The sequence below is a fragment of the Ekhidna lutea genome (assembly GCF_900188325.1).
GTDB classification, from domain to species: Bacteria; Bacteroidota; Bacteroidia; order Cytophagales; family Cyclobacteriaceae; genus Ekhidna; species Ekhidna lutea.
Genome location: NZ_FZPD01000001.1, coordinates 845383 through 871335, shown reverse-complemented (window position 1 = coordinate 871335; position 25953 = coordinate 845383). Strand labels below are relative to the sequence as shown.

Annotated in this window: 25 protein-coding genes; 13 read left to right on the top strand and 12 right to left on the bottom strand. The window is 36.7% G+C overall.

The window, feature by feature from the left end; translation table 11 throughout:
* Positions 1 to 2: 2 nt before the first annotated feature.
* Positions 3 to 1295: a phosphoenolpyruvate mutase gene (gene aepX / locus CHB71_RS03870; RefSeq protein WP_089355555.1), complete on the bottom strand. Its 1293-nt coding sequence runs from the start codon at positions 1293 to 1295 to the stop codon at positions 3 to 5.
* Between the two features lie 162 nt (positions 1296 to 1457).
* Between aepX and CHB71_RS03865 the strand changes: the two genes are divergently transcribed.
* Positions 1458 to 2174: a phosphocholine cytidylyltransferase family protein gene (locus tag CHB71_RS03865; protein WP_089355554.1), complete on the top strand. Its 717-nt coding sequence runs from the start codon at positions 1458 to 1460 to the stop codon at positions 2172 to 2174.
* On the opposite strand, the gene CHB71_RS03860 is transcribed toward CHB71_RS03865, so the two are convergent.
* Positions 2171 to 2767, bottom strand: coding sequence for a LicD family protein (locus tag CHB71_RS03860; protein WP_089355553.1), 597 nt, complete (start codon positions 2765 to 2767; stop codon positions 2171 to 2173). The genes CHB71_RS03865 and CHB71_RS03860 overlap by 4 nt on opposite strands.
* 38 nt (positions 2768 to 2805) lie before the next feature.
* On the opposite strand from CHB71_RS03860, the gene CHB71_RS03855 reads away from it, so the two are divergent.
* From CHB71_RS03855 to CHB71_RS03835, 5 genes are all read left to right on the top strand, one after another.
* Entirely contained in the window at positions 2806 to 3720 is a 915-nt protein-coding gene (locus CHB71_RS03855; RefSeq protein ID WP_089355552.1) for a Stealth CR1 domain-containing protein, read from the top strand.
* Positions 3721 to 3786: 66 nt separating this feature from the next.
* Positions 3787 to 4992 (top strand): aminotransferase class I/II-fold pyridoxal phosphate-dependent enzyme, encoded by a 1206-nt coding sequence (locus tag CHB71_RS03850; RefSeq protein ID WP_089355551.1) that lies wholly within the window; start codon positions 3787 to 3789, stop codon positions 4990 to 4992.
* A gap of 175 nt (positions 4993 to 5167) precedes the next feature.
* The gene (locus CHB71_RS03845; protein ID WP_089355550.1) at positions 5168 to 6295 is read left to right on the top strand and encodes a GNAT family N-acetyltransferase; all 1128 of its coding nucleotides are present in this window, start codon (positions 5168 to 5170) and stop codon (positions 6293 to 6295) included.
* Positions 6296 to 6352: 57 nt separating this feature from the next.
* Positions 6353 to 7657: a beta-ketoacyl-[acyl-carrier-protein] synthase family protein gene (locus CHB71_RS03840; RefSeq protein ID WP_089355549.1), complete on the top strand. Its 1305-nt coding sequence runs from the start codon at positions 6353 to 6355 to the stop codon at positions 7655 to 7657.
* Positions 7632 to 7883 (top strand): acyl carrier protein, encoded by a 252-nt coding sequence (locus CHB71_RS03835; RefSeq protein ID WP_089355548.1) that lies wholly within the window; start codon positions 7632 to 7634, stop codon positions 7881 to 7883. Before CHB71_RS03840 ends, CHB71_RS03835 begins: the two co-directional genes overlap by 26 nt.
* 43 nt (positions 7884 to 7926) lie before the next feature.
* On the opposite strand, the gene CHB71_RS03830 is transcribed toward CHB71_RS03835, so the two are convergent.
* Positions 7927 to 9480 carry a radical SAM protein gene (locus tag CHB71_RS03830; RefSeq protein WP_144017319.1) on the bottom strand — a complete coding sequence of 518 codons (1554 nt, stop codon included), beginning with the start codon at positions 9478 to 9480 and terminating at the stop codon, positions 7927 to 7929.
* A 184-nt stretch (positions 9481 to 9664) separates the two neighbouring features.
* Here CHB71_RS03830 and CHB71_RS03825 point away from each other — a divergent pair, with 184 nt between their 5' ends.
* Both CHB71_RS03825 and CHB71_RS03820 read left to right on the top strand, forming a co-directional pair.
* Positions 9665 to 10849 carry a cupin-like domain-containing protein gene (locus CHB71_RS03825; protein WP_089355546.1) on the top strand — a complete coding sequence of 395 codons (1185 nt, stop codon included), beginning with the start codon at positions 9665 to 9667 and terminating at the stop codon, positions 10847 to 10849.
* 418 nt (positions 10850 to 11267) lie between these two features.
* Positions 11268 to 12242 carry a cupin-like domain-containing protein gene (locus tag CHB71_RS03820; RefSeq protein ID WP_179213293.1) on the top strand — a complete coding sequence of 325 codons (975 nt, stop codon included), beginning with the start codon at positions 11268 to 11270 and terminating at the stop codon, positions 12240 to 12242.
* A 65-nt stretch (positions 12243 to 12307) separates the two neighbouring features.
* Here the strand turns inward: CHB71_RS03820 and CHB71_RS03815 are convergent, their stop codons facing one another.
* Positions 12308 to 12946, bottom strand: coding sequence for a sterol desaturase family protein (locus CHB71_RS03815; protein ID WP_089355544.1), 639 nt, complete (start codon positions 12944 to 12946; stop codon positions 12308 to 12310).
* Positions 12947 to 13155: 209 nt separating this feature from the next.
* Between CHB71_RS03815 and CHB71_RS03810 the strand changes: the two genes are divergently transcribed.
* On the top strand, positions 13156 to 13872 hold the full coding sequence (locus CHB71_RS03810; protein WP_089355543.1) for a glycosyltransferase: 717 nt from the start codon (positions 13156 to 13158) through the stop codon (positions 13870 to 13872).
* Here CHB71_RS03810 and CHB71_RS03805 read toward each other — a convergent pair.
* Positions 13869 to 14570 carry a putative nucleotide-diphospho-sugar transferase gene (locus tag CHB71_RS03805; RefSeq protein ID WP_089355542.1) on the bottom strand — a complete coding sequence of 234 codons (702 nt, stop codon included), beginning with the start codon at positions 14568 to 14570 and terminating at the stop codon, positions 13869 to 13871. The two genes, CHB71_RS03810 and CHB71_RS03805, sit on opposite strands and share 4 nt — an antisense overlap.
* Before the next feature lie 165 nt (positions 14571 to 14735).
* Here CHB71_RS03805 and CHB71_RS03800 point away from each other — a divergent pair, with 165 nt between their 5' ends.
* Positions 14736 to 15896, top strand: coding sequence for a glycosyltransferase (locus CHB71_RS03800; RefSeq protein WP_089355541.1), 1161 nt, complete (start codon positions 14736 to 14738; stop codon positions 15894 to 15896).
* A 4-nt stretch (positions 15897 to 15900) separates the two neighbouring features.
* On the opposite strand, the gene CHB71_RS03795 is transcribed toward CHB71_RS03800, so the two are convergent.
* The 4 genes from CHB71_RS03795 to CHB71_RS03780 all read right to left on the bottom strand — a co-directional run bounded on the left by CHB71_RS03795 (position 15901) and on the right by CHB71_RS03780 (position 19507).
* Entirely contained in the window at positions 15901 to 16827 is a 927-nt protein-coding gene (locus CHB71_RS03795; RefSeq protein WP_089355540.1) for a glycosyltransferase family 2 protein, read from the bottom strand.
* Positions 16824 to 17528 (bottom strand): glycosyltransferase family A protein, encoded by a 705-nt coding sequence (locus tag CHB71_RS03790; protein ID WP_144017318.1) that lies wholly within the window; start codon positions 17526 to 17528, stop codon positions 16824 to 16826. Before CHB71_RS03790 ends, CHB71_RS03795 begins: the two co-directional genes overlap by 4 nt.
* Before the next feature lie 127 nt (positions 17529 to 17655).
* Positions 17656 to 18591 carry a glycosyltransferase family A protein gene (locus CHB71_RS03785; RefSeq protein ID WP_089355538.1) on the bottom strand — a complete coding sequence of 312 codons (936 nt, stop codon included), beginning with the start codon at positions 18589 to 18591 and terminating at the stop codon, positions 17656 to 17658.
* Complete coding sequence (locus tag CHB71_RS03780) at positions 18581 to 19507, bottom strand: glycosyltransferase (protein WP_089355537.1); 927 nt, start codon at positions 19505 to 19507, stop codon at positions 18581 to 18583. The genes CHB71_RS03785 and CHB71_RS03780 overlap by 11 nt, the downstream gene beginning before the upstream one ends.
* A 133-nt stretch (positions 19508 to 19640) precedes the next feature.
* Here CHB71_RS03780 and CHB71_RS03775 point away from each other — a divergent pair, with 133 nt between their 5' ends.
* Positions 19641 to 20036, top strand: a complete 396-nt coding sequence (locus tag CHB71_RS03775) for a hypothetical protein (RefSeq protein WP_089355536.1) — start codon at positions 19641 to 19643, stop codon at positions 20034 to 20036.
* 166 nt (positions 20037 to 20202) lie between these two features.
* A complete protein-coding gene (locus CHB71_RS03770) occupies positions 20203 to 21708 on the top strand; it encodes a capsule assembly Wzi family protein (protein ID WP_089355535.1) in 1506 nt (501 codons plus the stop codon).
* Positions 21709 to 21736: 28 nt separating this feature from the next.
* Here CHB71_RS03770 and CHB71_RS03765 read toward each other — a convergent pair whose 3' ends face one another.
* Complete coding sequence (locus CHB71_RS03765; protein ID WP_089355534.1) at positions 21737 to 22528, bottom strand: glycosyltransferase family 92 protein; 792 nt, start codon at positions 22526 to 22528, stop codon at positions 21737 to 21739.
* Positions 22528 to 23478, bottom strand: a complete 951-nt coding sequence (locus CHB71_RS03760) for a glycosyltransferase family 2 protein (protein WP_089355533.1) — start codon at positions 23476 to 23478, stop codon at positions 22528 to 22530. Before CHB71_RS03760 ends, CHB71_RS03765 begins: the two co-directional genes overlap by 1 nt.
* Between CHB71_RS03760 and CHB71_RS03755 the strand changes: the two genes are divergently transcribed.
* Positions 23471 to 25162, top strand: a complete 1692-nt coding sequence (locus CHB71_RS03755; RefSeq protein WP_089355532.1) for a cyclic peptide export ABC transporter — start codon at positions 23471 to 23473, stop codon at positions 25160 to 25162. The genes CHB71_RS03760 and CHB71_RS03755 overlap by 8 nt on opposite strands.
* Position 25163: 1 nt before the next feature.
* On the opposite strand, the gene CHB71_RS03750 is transcribed toward CHB71_RS03755, so the two are convergent.
* Positions 25164 to 25928 carry a class I SAM-dependent methyltransferase gene (locus tag CHB71_RS03750; RefSeq protein ID WP_089355531.1) on the bottom strand — a complete coding sequence of 255 codons (765 nt, stop codon included), beginning with the start codon at positions 25926 to 25928 and terminating at the stop codon, positions 25164 to 25166.
* Positions 25929 to 25953 lie beyond the last annotated feature (25 nt).

The following is a 25953-nucleotide window of genomic DNA, read 5'->3' as shown; positions in this document are numbered from 1 at the left end:
GCTTAATTAGGAAGTATAGTCAGTATTTCTTTGATTGACATACAGTACTTATCAGCCTCCAATGATCGCTTATTCTCGAGAATGCTTTCCGCCGTTTTTTTCATCGCTGGAAATGCCGCTCGAAGCAGGTGATTAGCATAAATAACAATACTGAATCCTGCTTCTTTCAGTTCATCCTCAGTGAATTGATTGTAAGATGAAGGCACTGATACTACTGGCACCTTGTATTCAAACTCCTGGTAGCGTTTCATGAATTCCATGATTTCACTGCCATCTTTATGACGGCTATGAATCATGATACCGTCAGCTCCGGCCTCAATGTATGCTTTAGCTCTTGTCAGGGCATCTTCCATACCATGCTCAGCAATTAGACTTTCTAGCCTGGCAATAATCATAAACTCCTCAGTGACCTGTGCTTTTTTACCGGTATTGATTTTTTCACAAAACCCTTCAATGGTATCCAGCTCTTGTTTCACCTCCGTACCAAAAAGTGAGTTTCTCTTTAGGCCAACTTTATCTTCAATAATTACTGCTGAAACTCCTAGTCGTTCGAGGTTTTTCACTTGCATTGCAAAGTGCTCTGTGACTCCCCCAGTATCTCCATCAAGTATGATTGGCTTAGTGGTTACATCAAGAATATCTCCGATGGTTTGAAACCTGGAAGTTCGATCTACATATTCAGTATCCGGCTTTCCTTTTGCGGTAGAGTCCGTTAACGAACTCACCCACATTGCGTCAAATTCACGCACTTCATTTTCTGCATTGATTGAAGTTTCCTCCACGATAAGAGCAGAAATTCCATTATGAGCTTCCATTACTCTCACAATGTCTTTTGACTCTAAAAGTCGTCTCAGCATTCTTCTTCTAATGTCCGGTGTGGTTCCTACTTCTTTCAGTGCTTTTCTTAAGCCTGTAGATGAGATGCCGGATGTATACTCTGGTTCCACAAGCTCACCACCCCACTCTTTTAATAACTTTACTACTTTCTCACGGATATGCTTTTGAGGACCTGTTTTCCAGTCAGTTCCATGAACTACATAATCAGGCTTCAGCGCGCTTAGATTCTTTTCATAATCCAAGTCCTCCTGAAGGATCACTTCTTTTACTCCCTTTAAATTCTCGAGTATTTTCTTTCGCTCATCGTAAGACAAAAACGGCGTTCTGCTGTATTTGCTTACTGCTTTATCGGAAAGAAGACCAACGGTTACTTCACCCAATTCACGAGCTACTTCAATAATATTTATATGTCCATGGTGAATGAGGTCTGTGCCCATTCCTACGTATACTTTCTTCATTTATCTATGAGGATTTTGTAATAGGTGTGCATAAATCCATTTACCCCCAAGTAGAGCCGATAATGATTCCGAATTTATGCTCATTTTATTGCGATTTAGAATATTCTATCTTCGCGCAAAAGTAATTGGAAACCGAGGGATTCTCCTCTTTATTTCTAAGAGATGACGCAAACGATTGAAACCGCAGTAATATTAGCCGCCGGAAGAGGCACCAGACTTCAACCATACACCTTTGATATCCCAAAAGGCTTTATGCAGGTTGGCGAGGAAAAGTTGATCGAAAGATCAGTGAGAATTCTTAAGGAAAATGGAATCAAAAATATCATCATCGGCACAGGTCATCTGCATGAGCATTATGAAAAGTTTGCAAAAGAAAATGGACTAACCACTTTTTTAAGTCCTGATTACGCAACAACAGGAAGCTTTCATACTTTGATTTATGGCTCAAGTTTAATCAAAGGAGATTTTCTATTGTTGGAATCTGATCTGCTTTACCATTCTGATGCGATCAAAACTCTGGTGACTTCTAACAAAAAAGATGTGATCCTTTGCAGTGACTTTACACAATCAAATGATGAAGTGTACGTAGAAGTAGTTGATGGTAAATTGAAAAACCTTTCTAAGAAGAAAGAAGAATTAGGATCAATAGATGCTGAGCTTGTTGGGATTTGGAGGATTTCTTTTGAGCTTCTTGACAAATTAAAAGCACACCACAAATCAGCATCAGATGCTACAACCAAAGATTATGAGATAGCAATAGCTCAACTTACCGAAGAAAATAAGGTGTCAGTAGAAAAGTTAGATTTGGCCTGGTGCGAAATTGATAATCAGGAACACTTAGAACGTGCCAAACAAAAGATACTCCCTTTGCTTGATTAAGTGCTCGGAGGATGCCACAGCCCGGTTTTCTGATCTCTCCAGCCACCTGTTCCAAGGTATCCATACATTAGCTCCAGATAAGCAAGCGTATTGGAAGGGACGGTGACCGTCTCTCCCAGAAAAATATCTTCTTTTAAGGGGTACACGAGTTCCTTTGGGATGTGCTGTCGTTCGTTGGGATAATCTGCTTCAACAAATGTACGGATCGTTTCACCTTCATCTTCATAAAAGAAAATATCAAAATCATAACCTTTATAGGAGAAATAGATTTTAGGCCCCTCATGATTTGCTGATGTATCATGAAAGCTGAGACCTTTAGGTAATTTATCTTTCAATGCCTTTACCTTTTCGTAAGAGCTTTCCATCATAGCAATATCTATATCTACATCGTGTGGAATGATAGATCCGGTGCGATGATACCCAAGTAGCGTGCCGAAATCTAGCCAATATGCCTCTCCTGTTTCATTTAAAACTAATAATCCTTTTTGAAACATCTCTTCCAAAATTTGAAGCTTTCGCTTTCGATATTGACCGGGCAAAGCGAATAAAACTACATTTGCAATCCGTTTGATATACTGAGTCAGACGTAACATGTGGCAAAAAAAGGGAAATCAAACCACTATTTAATTCATTGGAGCCAAAAGAGATACATCAATCGATAGATTTAGTTTATACCTGGGTAGATGGAGATGATCCTGATTACCGAAAGCTAGTTAATCAATATTCAGAAAAACCACTTGACCTTAACCCAGAACGTACCCGGGACATCTATCAGTTGATGAAATACAGTCTCCGGTCGGTGGAAAAATTTGCTCCATGGATAAATCACATTTACATACTCACCTGTCGTCCTCAAAAACCAGATTGGCTTGACATCAATCACCCAAAAATTTCCATCATCCATCACGATGAAGTGTTTGATCCTGAAGATGTACCTACCTTCAATTACAATGTGATTGAAAGCTATATTCATAAAATCCCAGAACTCTCTGATGATTTCATTTATCTCAATGACGATTTTCTTTTTGGGAATGACGTATATCCCGAGGACTTTTATACAAAAGATGGGAAAGTACTAATCCATGGCACCTTGTTTGGCGAAAATTTGGGGTGGAGAATTTACAATAAGAAAAATGATATTGTAGGGTTGGGTTTAATTGAGCATTCACCTCTTCTCATACGAAAAGAATGGTGGCAAAGCATGCAAGACGCGAGACCAGAACTTATCGAGGATATCAAGTCTCACAAGTTTCGGGAAGGAACGGATGTAATGACATACAAGCTTTATAGATGGTATGCGCTCAAATATCAATCACAGCATTGCAGCGCAATCAAGCTTCCTGACCTATTAAAAATTCACGCTTTTCATAAAATCACCAATAACTATAAAAAGCAAAAGAGAGCCTTTGATTGGCTGGAAAAGAAACGCCCGAAGTTTTATTGCCTGAACGACGATCAGGGGTCGAATCTAAATCCAGATGTAGTGAAATTGACACAAGAGTTTTTAAGGAAAGGCTATCCGCAAAAGTCTGGCTTTGAGATTTGATTGATCTACAAAGACATGGTAGATCAGAAATGATAGCTATCTTAACAGATTCAAATGTTTTGAAACATGAAAGACCCATTGCGAGATCGGTTCTATGGCTTTGATGAAGCCAAAAAAATCCAGGAAAAAGGATTGTATGCTTTCTTTCGGCCTTTTAATGCCAGACAGGAAACGATTGTTAAAGTCAATGGCAAGAATGTGCTAATGTTCGGATCGAACAGCTACCTTGGTCTGACTACTCATCCTAAAGTGATTGAAGCTTCAGAAAATGCATTAAAAAAATACGGTTCCAGCTGCTCTGGATCTCGATTTCTTAATGGCACCACTGATCTTCATCAACAACTGGAATCTAGATTGGCTACTTTTCTTGGTAAGGAAGATGCATTGGTATTTAGTACCGGGTATCAAGTAAACCTTGGCACAATACCTACTATCACAAGAAAAGAAGACATGATCTTTCTAGATAGACTTAATCACGCTTCTATTTATGAGGGGTCAAAGCTTTCAGAGGCATCTTATGTGCGATTTAAGCATAATGATATGGCATCTCTCGAACAAAAGCTCAGCTCTTGTAAAGCTCCTGGCGTCAAGTTTATTATAGTAGATGGTGTATTTAGTATGGAAGGTGACATTGCTGATTTACCTGGCATTGTACGTCTAGCAAAAAAATATAACGCAGTGGTAATGAGTGATTGTGCACATGCTGTAGGTGTGCTGGGTGAAAATGGTCGTGGGACAGCTAACCATTTCGACTTAACTGATGAAGTAGATCTCATTGGTGGGACTTTCAGTAAATCACTCGCTTCCGTAGGTGGCTTTATTGCCGGCAATAAAGAGACTATTCATTACCTCAAGCACAAATCTCGGGCACTCATCTTTAGCGCAAGTATGACTCCTTCATCCACTGCAGCGGCCTTAGCTTCATTAGATATCATAGAAAAGGATGACTCAATAAGACAAAAACTATGGGAGAACACCAGCTATGCACTGGAACAATTAAAGGAAATTGGCTTTGATACTGGTAATTCAGAAACTCCAATTATTCCGATTTATATTAGAGACGATATTAAGGCTTATGAATTTGTCCATCGACTATTCGATGAAGGACTATTCGTCAACCCAGTTGTATCGCCAGCAGTTTCATCTTCGGATTCACTAATTCGATTTTCTCTAATGGCCACTCACACTTTTGATCAGATTGACAAAGCGATCTCTTTGATGGCTAAAATAGCTAAAGAAATAGGGGTTCCTCTGAGATCAAAAGCTGCATAAAGCTAAATCTTATTTGGCCTCAAAACTCAATTTTGCGTTGTTTTTGATGGACTAAAGCCTGAAAAGTTCCAGGTAAAGCATTATGTCTACCTGTAGGTAAATTGAATTAAAATATATATCAAAACCTCTCAAGTAGAGAAATTCCGAAATACATTTGAGGTCTTAGAAACAACCTATGCCAATACAACTCAAAGAAGTAAAGACAAAAAAGGATCTTAGAAAATTCATCAAATTTCCTTTTAAGCTTTACAAGGGTAATAAATACTACGTGCCTCCAATGATCCAATTTGAGATGAACACCCTTCTCAAGGAGAAAAATCCAGCCTTTGAAATTGCGGATGCTATATATTGGGTAGCTGAAAAAAACGGAGAGATAGTAGGCAGAATTGCTGCAATCGCTCTTGACATGGAACTAAAAGAAAAGAAATTGATTCGATTTGGATGGATTGATTTCATAGATGATTTAGAGGTTTCTAAAGCGTTGATCAATCAGGCAGAAGAATGGGGCAAGCAAAAAGGTGCTGAGGCAATCCACGGTCCGATGGGATTCACCGATCTTGATTATGAAGGAGCTCTGATAAGTGGTTTTGATCAAATAGCAACGCAAGCCGCTATTTACAACTATCCATATTACGCTAAGCATTATGAAAACCTGAACCTCGAAAAGGCTGTTGATTGGATAGAATTTCGAGGGATCCCACCTAAGAAGCTACCAGAAAGATATGAAAGGTTAGCCAGCATTATTTCAAAAAGATTTGGCATCAAGGCCTTACACCTAAAAAAGGCTAAAGATGTAAGAAAATACGCCACTGAAATGTTTAAAGTTTTGAATGATTCATATAGCCAACTTTACGGCTACTATCCACTTACATCAAAACAAATTAATTATTACGTTGAACAGTACCTTGGAATGGTTCGTAAGGAATACATCTGTCTTATTGTGGATCGGGAAGATAAGATAATAGGTATTGGTATTTCGTTCCCTTCACTATCCAAAGCCTTTCAGAAAGCGAAAGGATCACTTTTCCCTTTCGGCTTTATTCATATTCTTAAGGATTTCTGGTTTAACAAGCATTTAGATTTATTACTGATAGGCGTAACACCTGAATATCAAAAAAAAGGAGCTGCATCACTTATGTTTAGTGAGTTTTTTAAGAATTACATTAAAAATGGAGTTGAATATTACTCAACTGGACCGATGCTAGAGGATAATTCTCCTATACAAAACATGTGGAATGAATATGACAAAAATGTCCCAAGTGTAAATATTAGAAGGAGATGTTATAAGAAAAAGATATCCTAGCCAATAGATTTAAAAACTTGAGTTTGATAGAGTAGCGGTCAAAAAATTGAGAACCTTATGAAAAAAAGAGTGGTTGTAACGGGGATGGGGGTCATCTCTCCAAATGCTATTGGAGTAGATCAGTTTAGAAATTCATTGCAAAATGGCATATCCGGTATCAAATACAGCAAAGAATTAGAAAACCTTAATTACTTCTGCAGAGTTGCAGGAATGCCTGCCCTGGAACATTCTTACATTCAAGAAAAGTTACCTAAGTACTATAGTCGTAAAATAGATAGCATGGGAATAATCTATGCCTGCTTGGCGGGACTGGAGGCATGGCAAATGGCTGGTAATAAAACCAATGGTGAAAATCGGTTAAAAGATGTTGGTATCGTATTTGGTTCAGGAAGTTTGGGTCTAGACTCTTCCATTGGTGAGCGGATCAATAAAATTGATGATGGGAAAGGTAATTCTCTTAATAGCACAAGCATTACTCAAGGAATGAATAGTGGTGCGGCTGCTTACCTTAACCAACTAATTGGGGCCGGTTATCAAGTTACCAGCAATTCGTCAGCGTGTATTACAGGAAGTGAAGCTATACTTTTAGGCTATGAAAAAGTTGCCTCAGGAGAAGTCTCAACAATGATATGTGGGAGCACTGAAGGTGAAGGCAGGTATATGTGGGCTGGTTTTGACGCAATGAGGGTACTCTGCGCTGACTCAAATGCTAATCCAACATTTGCTTCAAGACCTATGAGCAACACTAGTTCGGGTTTTGTACCAGGGTCCGGAAGTGGTGCCATTGTAATCGAATCCCTCGATAGTGCCAAAAAAAGAAACGCCAAAATTTTCGCAGAGATAGTGGGTGGCCATCGAAACTGTGGGGGTATGCGAAATGGAGGCAATATGACAGCCCAGAACCCAGAAGCTGCTGCAGAATGCGTTAGTGAAGCAGTTCGCAAATCTGGAGTAAATCCAAGGGAAATTGATTTGCTTTCAGGTCACCTTACCTCCACTATGGCAGACTTCAGCGAAATTGAAAACTGTGTCTCCGGCCTTGGGATTAATGGATCTGATTTCCCCATGATAAATGCCCCAAAGTCCATGATTGGCCATTGCCTGGGAGCGGCAGGCTCTATTGAGTCTGTAGCCGTGATACTTCAAATCTACCATGGATTTGTTCACAAGAACATTAATCTGACTGAGGAAAATGTTCATCCCGGAATCAAGGAATTGATCCCCGCTTCCTGCATCCCCACGGAAACCCAGAACAAAGAAATAAAAACAGCAATAAAAACTAATTTTGGTTTTGGAGACCTAAATTGCAGTCTTATTTTTAGAAAATATTCTCACGATGGACAAAACCAAAATTCAATCTGAATTACTTGATATAATCGACGCTTACTTGCCAGATGAAATAGACCCTTCCAATATCACATTTGATCAACATTTGATCAATGACCTCAAAATTAATTCCGTTCATATTGTTGATATTATCCTTGATATTGAAGAACAATTTGGCATTACCATCGAAGATGAATCAATTGGAAAAATAAACACCGTTGGAGATGCTTTAGAACTTGTCCAATCAAGGATTAGTAAGTAAAGTAATTTCACAGATGGCTTAGGGCCAAGTGGTGTACTACAAGCTATAACTGTACTTCAAATGCTGGTCTTCCTACTAAGTTTTGATCCCACGTGTCATTAAATTTCATTGTTGCCCTTATAGAAGCATACAATGAGAGATAGTTTAATACATGCGGAGTTGCATTAGGGTGTTTCGAGAGCATTCTTATTACTCTGTCATGCATTTGTTCTTCTTCCACTCCCATTCTTTTTATGCTTCGGATCACTTTGAATAATTCTTTTATAACCCCATTGAGTGATTTTATCTGATAACTTTGTTCATTATGAACGCCTTTTCCTAACAATTCTATAAAATGGCAAAGTCGCTCTCCAAAATTTTCTGCGGCATACATATTATTCATAAGCCATTTTGAGCCTATTTGAGCTTCCTCTGTTGAGATATTTTCGAATAAAATATTGGTTTCGTAAGCATTCCCAGCTACTGTTCCTTCATTTTCAGGAACGAGTCTACCGGCTTTCTCCAATCGTTCGTGAAGTGGTGTTTGATCCGGTGCATTAAGGAGACCATAGGTGACATATGGAATTGAAGATTCAGAAATGAAATTGAATTGTCTTTCAAAAATATCAAGGGTGTCATTATCAAACCCTACGATCATTCCACCATATATACTCAACCCACTGTTGAATACCTTATGAATTTGATCTACCAGGTCAATTCTTAAGTTTTGAAATTTTCTCGTTTCCTTCAAGCTTTCCACATTGGGTGTTTCAATTCCAATAAAAACGGCGAATAAACCTGCATAGGTCGCCAAATCCATCATTTCATCATCTTTGGCAAGATCAATGGAAGCTTGAGTCCTAAACAACATCGGTCCGTCTGATTGCTTTCTATTCCAGTCGCCAATTGCTTTTAAGATTTCTTTTGCTTTTTTCCTATGAACTGTGAGGTTGTCATCTGCAATAAAAGCCTCTCTATAACCAACTTTATAAAGTTCATCCAGCTCGGAAAGAATATTATCAACCGGTTTATGCCTCTGCTTTCTTCCCAAATATTCAATCACATCACAAAACTCACATTGAAACGGACAACCTCTTGAGATCTGGATGGAACCCATAAGTGCTTTCTCGTTAGGGTAAAGATCCCATCTTGGCACTAAAAGTTTTGACATATCAGGCTGTGTGCCTACATATTCCTTTTTATAGTTACCTGACGCAATTTCAGAAAATATTTCGTCAGCAATTTCCTCAATCTCACCCCTTATTAATACATCACAGTAAGGTCGTACCTTTTCATATGAAAGAGAGGCGTATGAGCCTCCGATAATCACAGTCTTATCTCTCTTCTTAAATTCTTGAGATATCTCCTTCATGTGATTCCACTGGCTAATCTTTCCGGTTATAGCTATAAAATCAGCATCAGTTGAATAATCAACTCCTTGAATGGAGGCTTCACAGATTTCCACTTCAAAATATGATTCCATTAGTCTTGCTACCGAAGTTGTAGCCAGATCGGCTATGTAGACATAATCGGTTAGACCTCCACTGCTATTAGGCCACTTAAAATACCCTACATCTGCTTCTATTGGATTGATCAAATAAACTTTTCTTTTCCCCATGTCTGTGAAATCTTCCACGGAAAACTACCTCATTCAGCTTTTAATACAAAGAATAATCTTGCCTCACCTTGATCTGAGTATACCTACAAAGTGTGGTATTTTTACAACGTTTGGTGCAAAACCATTAATTCTCTCATAGAGAAATGGTGTTTGCAATACATTGCCCAATCAACGAAAAAACTTTATGGACATAAATAGTATACTTGAAAAGAGGCCACCGAAGCTAAGGTTTTCATTTCATTCATTTAGGTGGCAGATGCTTTTCTTGCTTGATCAGCTTTTTGGATTCTCACTAAAGAAAAAAAATGCTCAAGGAAAGACACTTCAGAAACAAAAGAACCCAAGCTTTATTGGAAGGTGCTTTCAAAAGATTCATGCAAAAGCAGTCAAAAAACTTATGAAAGAAAAAGCTTTTGAAAGCGAGGGTCCTATAGCGATTATTGAAATGGATATCAATGATTTCACACATAGTACCTTCAAAAGGTGGAAGGATGAAGTAAATGAACCTGTTGTTGTACGCGGATTTTTAGATGGCGCACCGATTATGGAGCTAACAAAAGAAGAAAACTTAATCTCTAAACTTGGAGACGTAGAGGTTCAATGTGTTAATCTAAGTGTTGATAACTCAACATCTTCAGATGGGAGGAATGTATCAACTTTCAAAACAAATCTTAGAGATTATCTCACTCTTGATAAATTCAATAATTATTATGTAAATAATTTTCATGGAATACTAAACAAAATGGATTTCTACCGACTCTGTAAAGGCAGAGAGATTAGAAAAATACAAAAGAACGGTAATGCATTGAACCAATGGTTTATTAAAAGAGGAGCTCTTGTTCGATCTTCGCTCCATTGTGCTAACGGAGAGAATATATTCCTGAACATTCAGGGTAAAAAAGAATGGCACTTCATCCATCCCAGTTATACTCCATTAATCCATGCCACGCTAAGCAAATATGGTGTTTATGCCGTGTCTGATTTAACAAACCATCACGAAAAAGGAGATTTTTACGACCTAATGTGCAATGCTTTCCCTTATTTTAAGCACATTCCTGTTTATAAAGTCACTTTGCAACCCGGAGACCTACTTTACAACCCACCGTGGTGGTGGCATGATGTAAGAAACTTAAGCCCTTTGACAGTTGGTTGTGCAACCAGATGGGTGGAGCCTCTAAAAATACGATCCAAACTAATCACCAATTCGCCCGTCTTATTTGCAGGTCAGGTAATAGAATTCCTAAAAAACCCTAAAAAATCTTCACTTTACAAAATTGGGAAATCGGTGAATAATGGAGAAGAAGCGGGAGAATTTATTAACAGTATTTTTTCGTCAGAATGGGAAGAGAATAAAAAAGTATCCGTTTAGTAATTTGCTGTAAATGACATTAAAAAATCATCTCATATGCTATTAAGAGTTACTTTTAAAAGTTTCTTTAGCAGCATTAATGGTTAAAAATCACACGGATAAAATAACATGAAATACTGTACTTTTGAATTTACTTGCTAAACGAAATACACTCCCTATAAAAGGCTATTTCTAATAGTTTTTCTCGCTTAAATGCAAAAATTTAATGGACATAGATAATATTCATAAAAAAAAGTTACCTACACTGAGGCCTTCATTTTATTCATTTAGGTGGAGATTACTTTTCTTATTTGACCTGATTTTTGAACTCTCTCTAAGAAAGAAAGATGCGAAAGGGAGAACCATCATAAAACACGAGAACCCAAGTTTCATTGGTAAACAATTCAAGAAGATTCATTCAAAAAATATTCAAATCCTCATGAAGAGGAAGAAGTTTGAGAGTAATGGTCCGGTTGCAATCACAGAAATAAATATTAAAGATTTTACACATGATAATTTTAAAGAATGGAAAAATAAGGTGAATGAACCTGTGGTAGTACGAGGCTTTTTGTCAGATGCACCTATTACGGAACTTACCAAAGAAGAAAACCTAATTTCGAAATTTGGGGATATTGAAGTTGAATGTGCAAATTTCAGTTTTGATAAAGATATTTCTCCTGACGGCAGAAATATTAATGTAGCCAGGACTAGTCTAAGGGATTACCTTACACTCGATAAATACAATAATTATTACGTAAATAATTTTCATGGGATCCTAAACAGAATGGATTTCTATAGGCTTTGTAATGGCAGAAAACTCAGGAAAATTCAAAAAAAGGATTATGCACTGCACCAGTGGTTTATCAAAAGAGATGCCGGGAGTCGTTCTTCTCTTCATTCTGCTAATGCTGAGAATATATTTCTCAACATCCAGGGTAAAAAAGAATGGCACTTCATTCATCCTAGTTATGCACCGGTGTTACAGACTACCCTAAGCAAATACGGGACATTTGCAGTATCAGAATTAATGAACCATGGGATGAAAGGGAATTTCTATGAACTTATGCATAAGGAACACCCTTACTTCAATAATATTCCCGTTTATAAGGTTACTTTAGAGCCGGGAGATCTTCTTTACAACCCACCGTGGTGGTGGCATGATGTAAGAAATTTAAGTTCCTTGACTGTAGGTTGTGCTACCAGATGGGTAGAGCCCTTGAAACCAGGTTCTAAACTCATCACCAATTCGTCCATTTTATTTACAGGTCAAATAATTGAATTTTTAAAGAATCCTAAAAAATCACCTATTTACACAATTTCAAGAGCAGTAAACAATAAAAATGAAGTAAACGAGTTTTTCAACACAGTTTTTGCTTCTGAATGGGATAAGAAGAGCAAAGAAGAATCTGTTTAACATGATGCGTTGAAACAAGTTATCATGCTCGCCATGTTAGATAATCCCAGTCAATACTTTGGTTGTTACTTATCCTGAACACCCTTTTTTTTACTTCCCAAAGAGTTGAAAACGATATCCCATAACCCGGAGCTTACCCCATACTTTGTATTGGATTTTTGATAATGGTGATTCAAGTGATGCCTTTTGATCGAAGTAAAAAGCTTATTGTTGTTAGACACTGCATGAGTGGCAAAATGAATCATGTCATAACACAGATAACCTACAGCATAAAAACTGTAAAAAATCCAATGGTATGCCTCAACAGTCCATGGTATTAGTCCAAATAAGTAATAAACAACAAACCCTAGCGGTATACTGACTGTTACTGGAAAAACTAATCGGTTCAAATCGTTTGGATAATCATGATGCACTCCATGCACAACATAAACGAACCTTTTCCAGAAGGCACTTTTGGGTTGGTAATGAAAAACAAAGCGATGTACCAAGTACTCAGTCAATGACCATGATATAACTCCTCCAACAGCGATCAAGATGCCTTCAAGTATAAGACCTTCACTTAAAGAAGTAAATCCAATAAACGAAAAATAAAAAACAACTGGAATGAAAACTACCAATGGCAACCAGAAAGGGCACCTGGACAATATCTCTAAAAAGTTGTTATTATAGAGACGAGTGGTATTATTTGTAGACGTTCTAGTCATTAATTAGACAGAGTTGTATAGGCAAATTTAGATAGCTTTACTGTTACTTCCTTTATACACCTGTTGTATCTTGAATGATGATTTAAAGAAATCTTTTTTGAGCAAATGGATAAAAAGCCTTTTTAGTTTCAAACCTCATTATCAGCCACCTATAAAAGAACATTAACCAATCAATATACAATTTTAATTTAAAGGACCTGTTCAAGGGAATGAAATTATCTTTTATTATACCTGCACTCAACGAAGAAAAGCTTATTGGTCAAACATTAAGACAGTTTGACCTACTTAAGGGAAAATACGACTATGAAGTTATTGTTGCCGATGGTGGTAGTCAGGATCATACCAGAGCGATCGCAAAAAAGTTAGGAGCGAGCGTTTATGTAGTCCAAACTGTAAAAAACATTGCTATTGGACGAAATCTTGGTGCTAAGCATGCTAATGGCGACCTGTTTATTTTTTGTGATTGCGACACGCTTTTTGAAGACATTCTATCCTTTGTAGAATTAATTATTAATGTTTTTCAAAATAAAAAGCTAGTCGCTGCAACCTTAAAAATCCAAACGTTCCCTAATGAGAGAATTTGGAAAGATCAAATATTTCATTTTTTTCTTAACAATGTAATACAGTTAAGCATATTCTTGAATATACCTTTTTCCACTGGCCATTGTCAAGTAGTTCGAAGGGAGGATTTTTGGGTAGTCAATGGGTACGATGAAAATCGATCTCATGGGGAAGATAGCTTTCTATTTAAGAAGCTTTCTAAAATTGGGAAATTAAGTTTTATAAAAAATTGTACTATTCTTGAATCTCCGAGGAGATATCGTAAGGTTGGGTATTTCAATCTTATCAAAGACGCTTTATTAAGTATTTTCAAACAGATTTTTATGAAAAAAAATCATATTAAAGAATGGGAGAGAATTAATTAAGATAATACTTCTACTAAACCCTTCTTTTGCGAAAGAACTTCTTTCGTTGTTCCCAACTCAATTTCTGAATATTGCATTCTATAATACTCTTTCCCCATATACATTGATCTGACTTTATTGTTGGTCTGATCAAAATGGTAAGCAAACTTCCCTCCTTTTAAAAATTTATTGAACCAAAAGAAATACTTGGAAATATATTTATATGGAATTAGATGTTGTTTTTCGCGGTAAAACGGCTGCACATATTTCCAGTAAATTCGTTGGTTTCTCGGATGCTTATCAGCCAAAACTGTATCTGAATAGGCGGCATCTAACCACATTTTAATCAATTTTTTTCCATCATGGTTATTTTTTATTAGGATAAAGCCAGCATTTGGCCGGCTCTTGATAAAAAGATGGGTATCTTCAACCATAGTAATAACTACCTGATCATCTTTAATAAAGCTTTCTACCGAACGATTTATGTCTGTGAGTAAAATATCAGCGTCTATTAATGTGACATAATCATAGCCCTTATCAAGAAGCTGCTCAACCAATCGAATCTTGGTCCAGTTGATATGAAGATTATCGATGAGTTTATCTCTTTGTATAAAGTATGAGTAGTGATGTTTTTTACAATATGCTAAAATGGAGGCTGAGCTATATTTTGCAAAAGCATCAATATTAGGTGTTATCAATTGGCAGATGGCGATTTTCATAATTTGGTTGTTACAACCTGGCGTGATTCATTTAGAAGTAATGGTTTAGATACAAAGGTTTAATAAGGCTGCACCAAAATTCTATTTTATATTTTAGCCCAAAGTTATCATTGCAATACTTAAATAGTTCGAATTGGTCCCATTACCGACTTACTCAATCAACTAATGCACTGTATCATTGATTGCAACAATTTTTGGAGTCCAAATGGTGGTGGCGTCCGTCGATACCATTTAGAAAAACTTAACTTCTATAAAGAAAGAAGCAATATCCGCTATGTTTTTGTAATGAATGATGACAAAACATATACTGAGCAAATTGCAAGCAATACGTTCATAGAGCATTTGGAAGTCAAACAGCCGTTTAGAAATGATGGATACAAAAACTTGTTGGATGCCAAAAAACTGGAACATATATTCCTGAAATATAATCCTGATGTTATCGAGGTTGGCTCCCCTTTCTTTCTTCCTAAAATGGTGAATTCGATCCTAAAAAAGAATAAGTTGAAAGCTAAAGTTTTTGGTTTCTGGCACAACGATTTTCCCGTAACATCATTCAAAAGAAATTTCCAATTTGCAGGTAGCTATATCGCTGGATTAGCTGAGAAATTAGGGTGGTTGTATGCAAGAAAACGCTATAATAAGATGGATGGAATTATGGTTTCCAGCCGCTTGATTGGAGATAGAATGAAAGCAAATGGAATCTATAATATAATTTATCTGCCACTAGGTGTTGATTTAGAAACCTTCAATCATCAAGAAAGAGGAAATGCAGACACACTCAAAAATGATCGAATTTCATTATTTTTTGCTCATAGATTAAATAAAGAAAAAGGTATCGATTTGGTACTTAAGGCATATCCGAAGGTTTGTAAATATCTTGGCTATGAGCCCAAGCTAATTATAGCAGGTTCCGGTCCAGCTGATAACAAGACAAAATCTTTGGCAAACAAATACGCCAACGTTCACTATATTGGCTATCTAAGTGACAAAAGCAGTTTAGCCAAACACTACAGAGAAGCTGATTTGTGTTTTGCACTTAGTCAATGGGAAACCTTCGGACTATCTATACTGGAGGCTTACGCGTGTGGAGCTCCTGTGATTGCTGCTAGTGACGGAGCTGCACGAGAACATGCAACCAACTCTGGGGTTCCACTATTACTAAAGAAACGTAATTCCGAAGAATTAGCAATTTTAATTAGGCAATTTGCAGAATCCAAAGAGAGAGAAAGTCAGAAAAATTCTGTGATAAATTATGCGAAGCAATTCACTTGGAAAAAGTGCTTCGAAAAGCAGCTTCAGATTTATGAGAGCCATTTAGTGGAATAAATTATTAGTTGCCATGAACAACTTTATAATAATCCATTCTTTTTCCTCTAAGGGCATCTACTGCTCCTTTTAATTCCATCAACTCTCTTTTATTAAAAACGATATTTGATTTATTAATAGGCGGATTTTTTATCGTTTTTAGTAGATAAGTAAAGAATAGTTGAATAATATAAAAAGGCCACATGGCTATGGCAATAGGTTTACCAAACCTTATGCTGTTTATTAAAACAGTATTGAACCCTGATTTATAAGATCTTCTCAGTATCCATTCTTTATTTGCCCGGGTTTGAAGGATCGTTTCATAGCTAACAGCCTCATTGCACCAGATCAATTTCCCTCCTTTACTTACCAATTGCCGAAAAAAGTATGTGTCGGAACTTCCGGTTTCATTTAGTCTCTCATCGAAGAATAATCGGTGTTTAATGACGAATTGCATTGAGATCATGACATTGCATGTCCTGGCACTAAATAAGCGAGTCCCGGTTTTCCTTTGCCTTTTACCATAAAAATCTTTTTTAAATAGCCAGTCAGGAGCTTTTTCCGGTAAGCTATATATGACAAAACCTTCTACTGCATCAGCTTTATGCGTTTTCATGGCTTCATATAACTGCAGAATCCAGTCCTCCTTTACGACCTCATCATCGTCGAGAAAGGCGAGATACTGTGCCCCCAATTCCAATGCAGTCGTAAGTATGTTATTTCTAACATGAACAATCCCCCTTTTTGGCTCACATTCGTAATGAACCTTAAAGGGAAAATCAAATTTCAACAAGATATCTCGAGATGCTGAATTTTCTTCATTATCAACGATCACAAGTTGAGTTGTCGTACTATCTGGAATAATAAGCTTTTGCAAGGATTCCAGTGCCTTTTCCAACATTTTGGGACGTTTATATGTCCCAATCCCAATGACTATCAATTCTTGATTCATAGAGACGCAATAGTAGGTTTCATTTTACCTTCTGCATTCATTTTCAGCATACCATTAGCTATCCCAAAATTTCCAGCATTTGCCACCAATTGCCCTTTTCTGATTTTTCTTCTCGCATGCTTTTCATTCAGTTTATTCATCTGTTCGAAAGACATACTTTCAGGTTTGTATTTCTCATGAGCTATCGCCTGGTTGAATTTCCTATCACTTATTTTCACCAATTTCAATCCCATTGCTTTTGATCTTCTCATCAAATCATTATCCTGCCATCCCATTTCAAGTAGTGATTCATCGTATCCTCCCAATTCTTTAAACACTTTGGAAGGAATAGATATTCTCCCAAATGACCCATCATATTTTATACCTGAATATTGCCATAGGATGATGGCTTCATTTGCTTTTTTAAATTGGTCTATAACAAACTCAGCTCCATTTGCTCCAACATAATTATCACAATCAAGATTAGTTAGAATCTCTCCGTTCGCAAGTTTATGAGATGTGTTTTTCGCAATTGGCGCGGACCATTTTCTTAATTGGTTAGTTTGATAAAATTTGAGATACCCCTCCCTTATTTCCTCGGAAAAATCGTTCCAAATCCAACTGCATACGTTCTCATCCAATGAGAAATCAACGAGAACAAATTCAATCTTGTCCTTGAGTGATCGATTATCTTCAAGGTTCTTTGCCAAAGTTTTTTTCAAAAAAGAAAATCTATTTTGATGAGTAATGCAAAAACTCAGAATCCTTCCCTTTTCTGAGAGTTTAATAGGTTTAAGATATTTCTTTCGTCTAAAAAGCTTCATTTAGAAGAAATTTTATTGATCAGTTTTAATTACCATCAGTTTCTAAATAATTTTTAAATTTTACTCCAAGCATTGCATGTATTCTCCCGCGAATCTCCGAATTAAATCTTCTTAACCTAGCTTTATTATTTTTCTTTTTTATCACTTCAAAACAGATGCTTACCCACCTATCTAAACAAAAAAATGCTGTCTTCAACACAGCTTTCCATCTTCCATAGATTAAAGAGTCGATTATAAAACTATTGTATCCAACTCTATATCTTCTTCTAAATATAAATTCAGCACTACAGCGTTTTTTATCAACATTGGAGAAAATCACGGCTTCATTACACCAAATTATTTTTCCGCCCAAAATAGACAACTGCCTAAAAAAATGTGAGTCTTCACCCCCTGTGAAATTTAATCTTTCGTTAAAGGATAAATTATGTAGGCGAACAAATTGCAAATCCATAATCACATTCCCTGCACCACATTTGCTCCTTATTTTACCGGATTTTACATCGCCAAGAATACTGTCATAAATCCTTTTAGTATCTTCATCTAGATTAGTATGCACAGGCCACTTATATACCATCTTCCCGGCGGATACGGTAGCTTTATGTTTTTTTTGACATTTCCAGAGAGATTGAATCCAATTAGAATCAGGATGATCATCATCGTCAAAAAAAGCTAAAAAATCTGCATTGATATTTAATGCATAAGTTAATGCAGCATTACGTGCATGAACTATACCTCTTTTGTATTCTTCAATATACTTTGCTTCAATTTTTAGGCTCCTTACTCCTTCATCAAAAACAATCTTTGAAGATGACGATGGGTCATTATCAACCACTAAAAATTGTATTTTGAGATCATTTGGAAATATTAGATTGCTGACAGCTTCAATAGCTTTTGATAAGCTATGAGGTCTTTTGTAGGTACATACAGCAATAACGCAACTTTGAGCGTAATCAATTTCCATGTGTTGTTTCGTATTCTGAAAATGGAATCCCAATCATAGCATGAATGATACCTTTAGCTCTATTGATTTTTTTTAATCTTAAAAACTCTTTTTCATTCAATTTCCTATTTCTGGTAAAAGGTGAAAAGAGTGATGTTTTCACAACGTTATAAACGAATCCTAAACCAAACAAGAATGACCTCCACGTCCCACGAAGTTCTGATTCAATCATAAATTTTGTATAACCATTTCTGTAACTTCTCTGGAGAAGCCAATCAATATTTGATCTAGAAGCTGGAATTGTTTCTGCAACAACAGCCTCTTTGCAAAAGACAACCTTTGCTCCGATTCTACGAAGCTCTATGAAAAACAAACTATCTGATCCGCCGGTTAAATTAAATTTAGCATTAAACCTTAAGTTGTGCCTTTTTATGGGCTCAAGGTCTATTAATACATTGTTTGTGTACGCTACTTCAAGGTATTCACCTGTTTGGTTATCAAAACTCCCTGGAAAATAGTCCTGAACTAAGCTGTCAACCTCAACTTCAAAATTTTGAATTAGGTGACCTTGAACCACCTCAGCATTATAATCGACTCTTGCTTTATTCAGGTTTAAAAGCCAGTGCGGAGTTACCTCTTCATCATCATCAAAAAAGGCTAAATATGAGGCTTGTTCTGATAAAGCCTTTTCCAAAATTGCATTTCTCATGAATACAATACCTGCCTTTTTTTCATAGAAAAAAATAACATTCAAATTCAGCCTTGTCTTTATGTTCTCAACAATCCCTAAAGCATCTGAGCTATTTCCATTTTCACATACTAGAAGTAGTAGCTCTGTACCTTCGGGAGTAATTAGATCAACTAATGATCTAAGCGACCTCTTCAGCATTTCAGGCCTGTCTTTAGTGCCCAAACCAATAGCAATTTTTTGTTTCAAAGATTTTAACTCGATTTCATTTCAAATAGAACGATTATTTTTAAAACTCAATGAACAAGTTGATAAAAAGAGTGTCAACTTGGGGGTTCTGTAGACAGAATGTTGACTTAATAGCAAAATACGTTAATCAAACATGTTATATCTAAAAATATTGTTTTTTCTCATTTCTAGTTTTTCCTGGGATTCCAGGTCAGTATCTAATGATGATTACATAGTTATCTTTGATCGAATTGACAACAGTGTTGAGATTTTGGTTAATGATTCAATTGTATACCAAAGTGGTATCATTGACAATAATCCATTTCTAGGTGACACCTATAAAATACCTTTATCGATTTATTTGACAGAGAAGAAAGATGAGGTGATAATTCGGCTCTACAATGGACACCCCCCATACACAGAACAAAGTGATACTCATTGGGAAATCAAGTATGTAATTATGAATGGAGATGAGCAAATTGACTATTTCTGGGATTATGCTGATGATAACCAGGTCGGTCTGGTATTTGAAGAAAAGTACTACTTCTAATACTGCTTAACTTCGTACTCTGAAAGAAAATCTATTAATTTCACTTCTTTATGACCGTTGAAGTGTAAATGCAACCCATTAAAAAAATTGCAGTCATCAAAGTGTACCTTTTCCATTGAAGAACACATTCGACTAAATTGAAAATGTGCTAAAATTTAAAGAAGCGATGAGAAACCCCGTTGTTCTTTCTGTCTTAACTCTCTTAGTGCATCATTCAATTGCTCAGGTATCCATTCCCGGCATTTATTTAGAAAGGATTGATAAATTATCGGATACCACAACATTATCTCTTTATACTTCTATTAGGGATAAGCCAGAATCTAACTTTAAATTCATTAATCCGCTGATAAAGGCAACCTCAAATTCACTCTATCCAAGAGCTCTCAATGACGGTCCAGTATGGATTGGTAAAGGTTTTGGATTCGAAGGACATGGAGGTTTTAATGCCGCAAGAGGAAATTTTTCATTCACATTCTTTCCAGTCGTTTTCCTATCTCAAAATGAGAATCATTTTAGGGGTGATTCAGTTCCTGAATTTAGGTATCAGTTTTCAAATAGAATCGATTGGGTTCAACGATATGGAAATGGGGCTTTTGTCAAGGTACATCTAGGCCAAAGCGAATTAAGATTCAATACTGGAAAATTTATAGCTTCACTTTCCACTCAAAATTATTCGCTAGGTCCTGCCACGTTTAATCCAATTGTTCTAAGCAGGCAAGCAGGGGGGTTTCCTCACTTAAGACTTGGGATTGAGCCTGTAAAAATTCAAATCAAGAATAAAAATTTAGGAAAGATTGAAACGAATTTAATCTTTGGCCTTCTGGATGAATCTGAATACTTCGACAATATTCCTGAGAATGATAAAAGGTATATCAACATTCTAGCAATTGCATTCTCTCCTGATTTTCTCCAAGGATTAAAAGTTGGGTTCAACAAATCACTGTATAAACAAACAAGATTTTTTGAAAAAACAGATCTATTGTCAACATTATTTATTTTAGATGATGGTGTAGTTGATGGTGATACACTTTCTCCAAATGATGCATTTGATCAGTTAGTATCACTTACCGTTGATTGGAAGTTTAAAGAAATTGGTCTGCGTATATATTCAGAGTTCGCCAAGAATGATTTCACTTCCAAATCTCGTTTTAGATATACAGCGTCCGAGCCAGAGCACACACGAGCATATACCATTGGTTTTGAGAAAGAGGTCTTAACCAAAAAAGGCAATGTCACAAGAATAGGTTATGAACACACCAATTTGTCAAGAAATCAAGCTATTTTCTGGAGGCGCACACCTTCTTACTATCAACATGGAGTTAACCGAAATGGCTACACCAATGATGGTCAAATCATTGGTGCTGGGATTGGACCGGGAGGAAATAGTGATCACCTGAGTATCGAAGTAAACTATCCTACTTTTAAGGCTGGACTGCTTTTTCAAAGAATTGAGTACAACAGAGATTACTTTGTTACAAATATTGCAAACCTTGCCAAACATGATATTGAGTATTCGGCACATGGATTCTTGCGCAAAGAATACCAATCTTTGATCCTACTATTTGAATCCTCACTGAGCTACAATTACAACAAATATTTTCAATTTGACCGAGTGAATTTTTACTTTGGTATTGGAGGTCGGTTTAAACTAAACCAGAACAATAAAAGCTAGCTCACGATAAAAAGGGATTAATCAATTGTTACCGCCCAATATTTTTCAACAACTCCAGCATGCTCTCATCCACTACTTCATTGCACCCTCTATTCTTCTCATCAAACCCCTCTCTACCCACCGGTCGGCCTCCTGAAACATTTTGACGAGATAAATATTCTTCAAGTGACTTAGTATAATAGTGATTGATTCTCCATCCCATTTGATCTGTATCCGTCAGCATCTTACCAGACTTGTACCACTTATAGTGCCACCAGTGAGCACTGTATGCAAATCGATTACTGGAAAGAAAATCACCATTGCCTAAATCTTTGTGATCCGAATAGTTTTCCTCACGTTTTGTATATGCTTCCAAAACAGACTTCTCCGGCTTGGTATCATAGCCATTATTTCCAAAATTAATACGGGGTAACTTAATTCCTTTGATCTTTTTTATGTCGACAGTTTTAAGCCATGTATGTAAATGATCGCTTCCATCGATTGGAAATAAGAATTCATCCACGTCAATTTTCATCAGCCATTGAAATTCTTTTCGATAGGTTTTTGCGGCATGCGCAAATCCCATATGATTCTTATTTCGCTGATACCATTTAGTAGCACCATCATATTTAGTTCCATCAAGGTGTGTCCATGGATGACGCGTCACAATACCTTTTTCCTCATAGGGTTTGAGGATTTCTTTGGCCTCATCCCCTCCATCCTGATCGTATAAATAAAAATGGTTTACCCCAACTTTAACATGGTAATCGATCCAATCTTTTAGGTATGGATTTTCATTTTTGAAATTGGTAGCGAAGGTTAAAAAATGCTTTTTAGCCATTACGAATATTTATGGTCTAACTCAAAATTATATAAGGCACTGTTGTCGAATTCTTTTACTTTTCTTCTTAGCACGAAGAACTCTTTAAAAGCCCAAAACATAAACCCTGGAATTTTATAGAACCTGATCTTGGAAGATATTTCCAGAATCTTGGAAAGTGCGATAATAAAATCCTGCAACAGGGTCCTGTTTTTCAGCGGGTTAGAAAGACTTTTTACTGTCTCTCGTTCAAAATCTTTTGTTGGAGAATAGGAGTCATTTCTGTATTCCCTATCATGATAGATCAGTGATTCTTTGATAATGCCAATTTTAAAGCCATGACTAAGAGTTCTGTGGCAATAATTGTTATCCTCCGCGTAATGGTAAAATAATGGGCTAAAAACTCCAACCTCCTCAATGCACTTTCGAGATATCATCCAGGCGGCAGCATTTACAAATCCTACATCAATAGGTGATTTATGCCTTGCCAATTCAGATTCATTGAATGGGAGGTTAATTTTTTTATAACGGCGAACAAACTTCTTGAAGTTCCTGTCAAAGGCATTCATTTGCCCATTTACATGTACAGGAGACAATATACCATACATTTCATTTTGCTTCAGTCCTTTGATCAGTTGCCCAATAGCATCAGGCTCAACCCATGTATCTTGATTTAGCAAGAAAAAGTAATCATACCCCTGTTCAAGGGCCATTTTGATCCCAATATTATTTGCACCGCCAAACCCCAGATTTTGCCCCGTTTTGATAAGTTGAATTTGATCAAGATACTCTTCTAATATCTGAACTGTATTATCAGAAGAGCCATTATCAATTACGATAATATCTGTCGCATATATTGAAGAAAAAAGCGTATAAAGGCAATTCTTTATCCACTTTTCTCCATTATAAGTTACTATTATTGTGCAACATTTCCGCTCGCTTTGACCTACATCTGAATGGCTAATGTCCATTGTTTTTTGTTTGCCGCTGCAAGTTGTCGTTTTTTTGCGATTTAAACCAAAAAGAAAGTACTTGAAACTCTTATACTATTTACTCAAGACTTCAAAGAGAAATTTTGTAATTGCTTCTCTCAGCAGCGTCGTGACAGGTCTCTGTTCCACACTCTTGATAAAAACAATTCACGAAACTCTCAACAATGGAATAGAAGATTTAATCTATTTCAGTTTAAAGGTTGGCATTCTGCTCATTGCCTATCCCGCATTTGCAGTGCTTAGCTCCTACAAGCTTGCGAGGCTTACACAAACGATCATCCATAATTTAAGAGTGCAGCTATCAACTAAAATTCTTAATGCGGAATACAGTGCCGTTGAAAAGAATAAAGAACGCTTGCTACCAATGCTTACCCACGATATTTCTACTATCTCAACTGCCATTAATCGGTTTCCTGGGATTGTTACGGGACTGACTACCGTCATTGGGCTTTTCATTTACATGGTTTGGCTTTCTCCCATACTTTTTGGCTTTACAATTGTCGTTTTCGGCCTTACGTTCGTGATTGTATCTCTAATGCTTCCACTCCTAAAAAAGTATACTCATCAGGCTAGAATGAAATGGGACGAAGTATTTGTTGAATTAGAAGCTGTAGTAAAAGGAATTAAAGAGCTAAGTCTAAATCAAAAACTCAAATACAAATTTCTTGACGATCAATTGACAGACAAAAGTCACCAGGAGAAGGATTTGAAAGTGAAGGAAAGTGTTGTGAATTCATTGCTTTCAAGAATGACGGATGTTATGCTTTTGTTTGGTATCGTTATTCTCATCTTTGGAATATATACTACTCAAATTGTTGAATTCGAACTACTCGGAGAGTTTCTTTTGATCTCGCTTTTTACAGTATCCCCATTATCATCGGCAACTGGGTTTCTCGGGAATATTAAAGCAATTGAGGTGGCCTTAAACAATATAGAAGAAATGGGCCTAAAACTCGTAGGCACTAAAAAGCATATTCAGAAGTTGGCAACTAAAGCTGATGAGCCCGGACTGATTGAAGTAAAGGGAGCTACTTATACCTATTATAATGACACGGAAGATGACCAGTTCCTGCTTGGACCAATAAATCTCAAAATCAAACCTAATGAAGTCACCTTTATAGTAGGGGGAAATGGTAGTGGCAAAACAACGCTTTCGAAGCTCTTGCTTGGCCTTTATATCCCCCAGGATGGACACATCGAATACAATGGCGAAGAAATTACCAAAGACAACCGTAACGGATATCGAGATCAGTTTAAAGCCATTTTTGATGATTCTTATTTATTTGATAAACTCTTGGTAAAATCGGAGGACCTGCCTGAGGATTACGCGGAAAAGCTTATTGAAGCATTTAGAATAGATAGAAAGGTTTCAATAAAGGACGGGGGGTTTTCCACGACAAAATTATCCCAGGGTCAGACTCATCGGTTAAGGTTGATAAGCGCCATTATGGAAAATGCCAACATTTATTTATTTGATGAGTGGGCGGCCAACCAAGATCCTTCATTTAAGCAGATATTTTATCGAGAAATAATTCCTGACTTGAAAAAAAGGGGTAAAACAGTTATTGCAATTACTCACGATGAGCTCTTTTTCGATTGTGCAGATCGGGTTATAAAGCTTAGAAATGGGAACCTGGTTGAATACGCTAAAGCTGAAAAGTGATTTAGGCGTTATTCAAAGATTTTTTCAGCTGATCAAAATCAATCAAATTCATTAGCTCTACTCTATTTTCCTTAAGATCATTGTATTCGTAGAAGATATTTGTTGGAGCAATACTATTCCCAATTTTGTGTTTCTGAGACAGAATTCCAACACCCCAGTCAGAATCGATACAGCAAGAATATACTTCCGGATTAAACCTCCACTTTAAAAATGCTTTCCAGGTAGTACCATTCCAAAATGATCCCGCCGGGGTATCAATATAGTAGTAAGTTTCGCGAGCATGCCACTCGGAGGGAGGATTACAATCATGAAGCACAATAAAACCATCATCAGTCAGATACCTTAGTGCGTTTTCAATGTCTTTATTCACTTGGTTAGCGAGATGAAGGCCATCAATAAAGATCACATCAAATTTCGTTTCTTTAGACAGGACATCACCATTATCCAACGCTTCAAAAAAGCCATCACTAGTCATTGGAAAATCTGCAGTATTGACCTTTACTTCAAGACCCGGATCAACACTGTATTTTGTATGGGCTTTGATATGATTGAAATTTTCTTCCGGATTTCTAACTCCTATTTCGAGGTAAGTCACCTCTCGATCTAAAAACGAAATCAAGTAATTTATAATCTCCGTTCGCTTTGGTTCTTTTGCTCGCTCAACTTTCGTTAATTTTTTTGACGTAGAGTAATGGAACTCACTCTCCAGACGCTTTGCAGATGGCAAAGAAAACTTGAACTTTATTACAGGAAGTATTCTTTTCATGATATTAATTTGACTGCAAAAATAG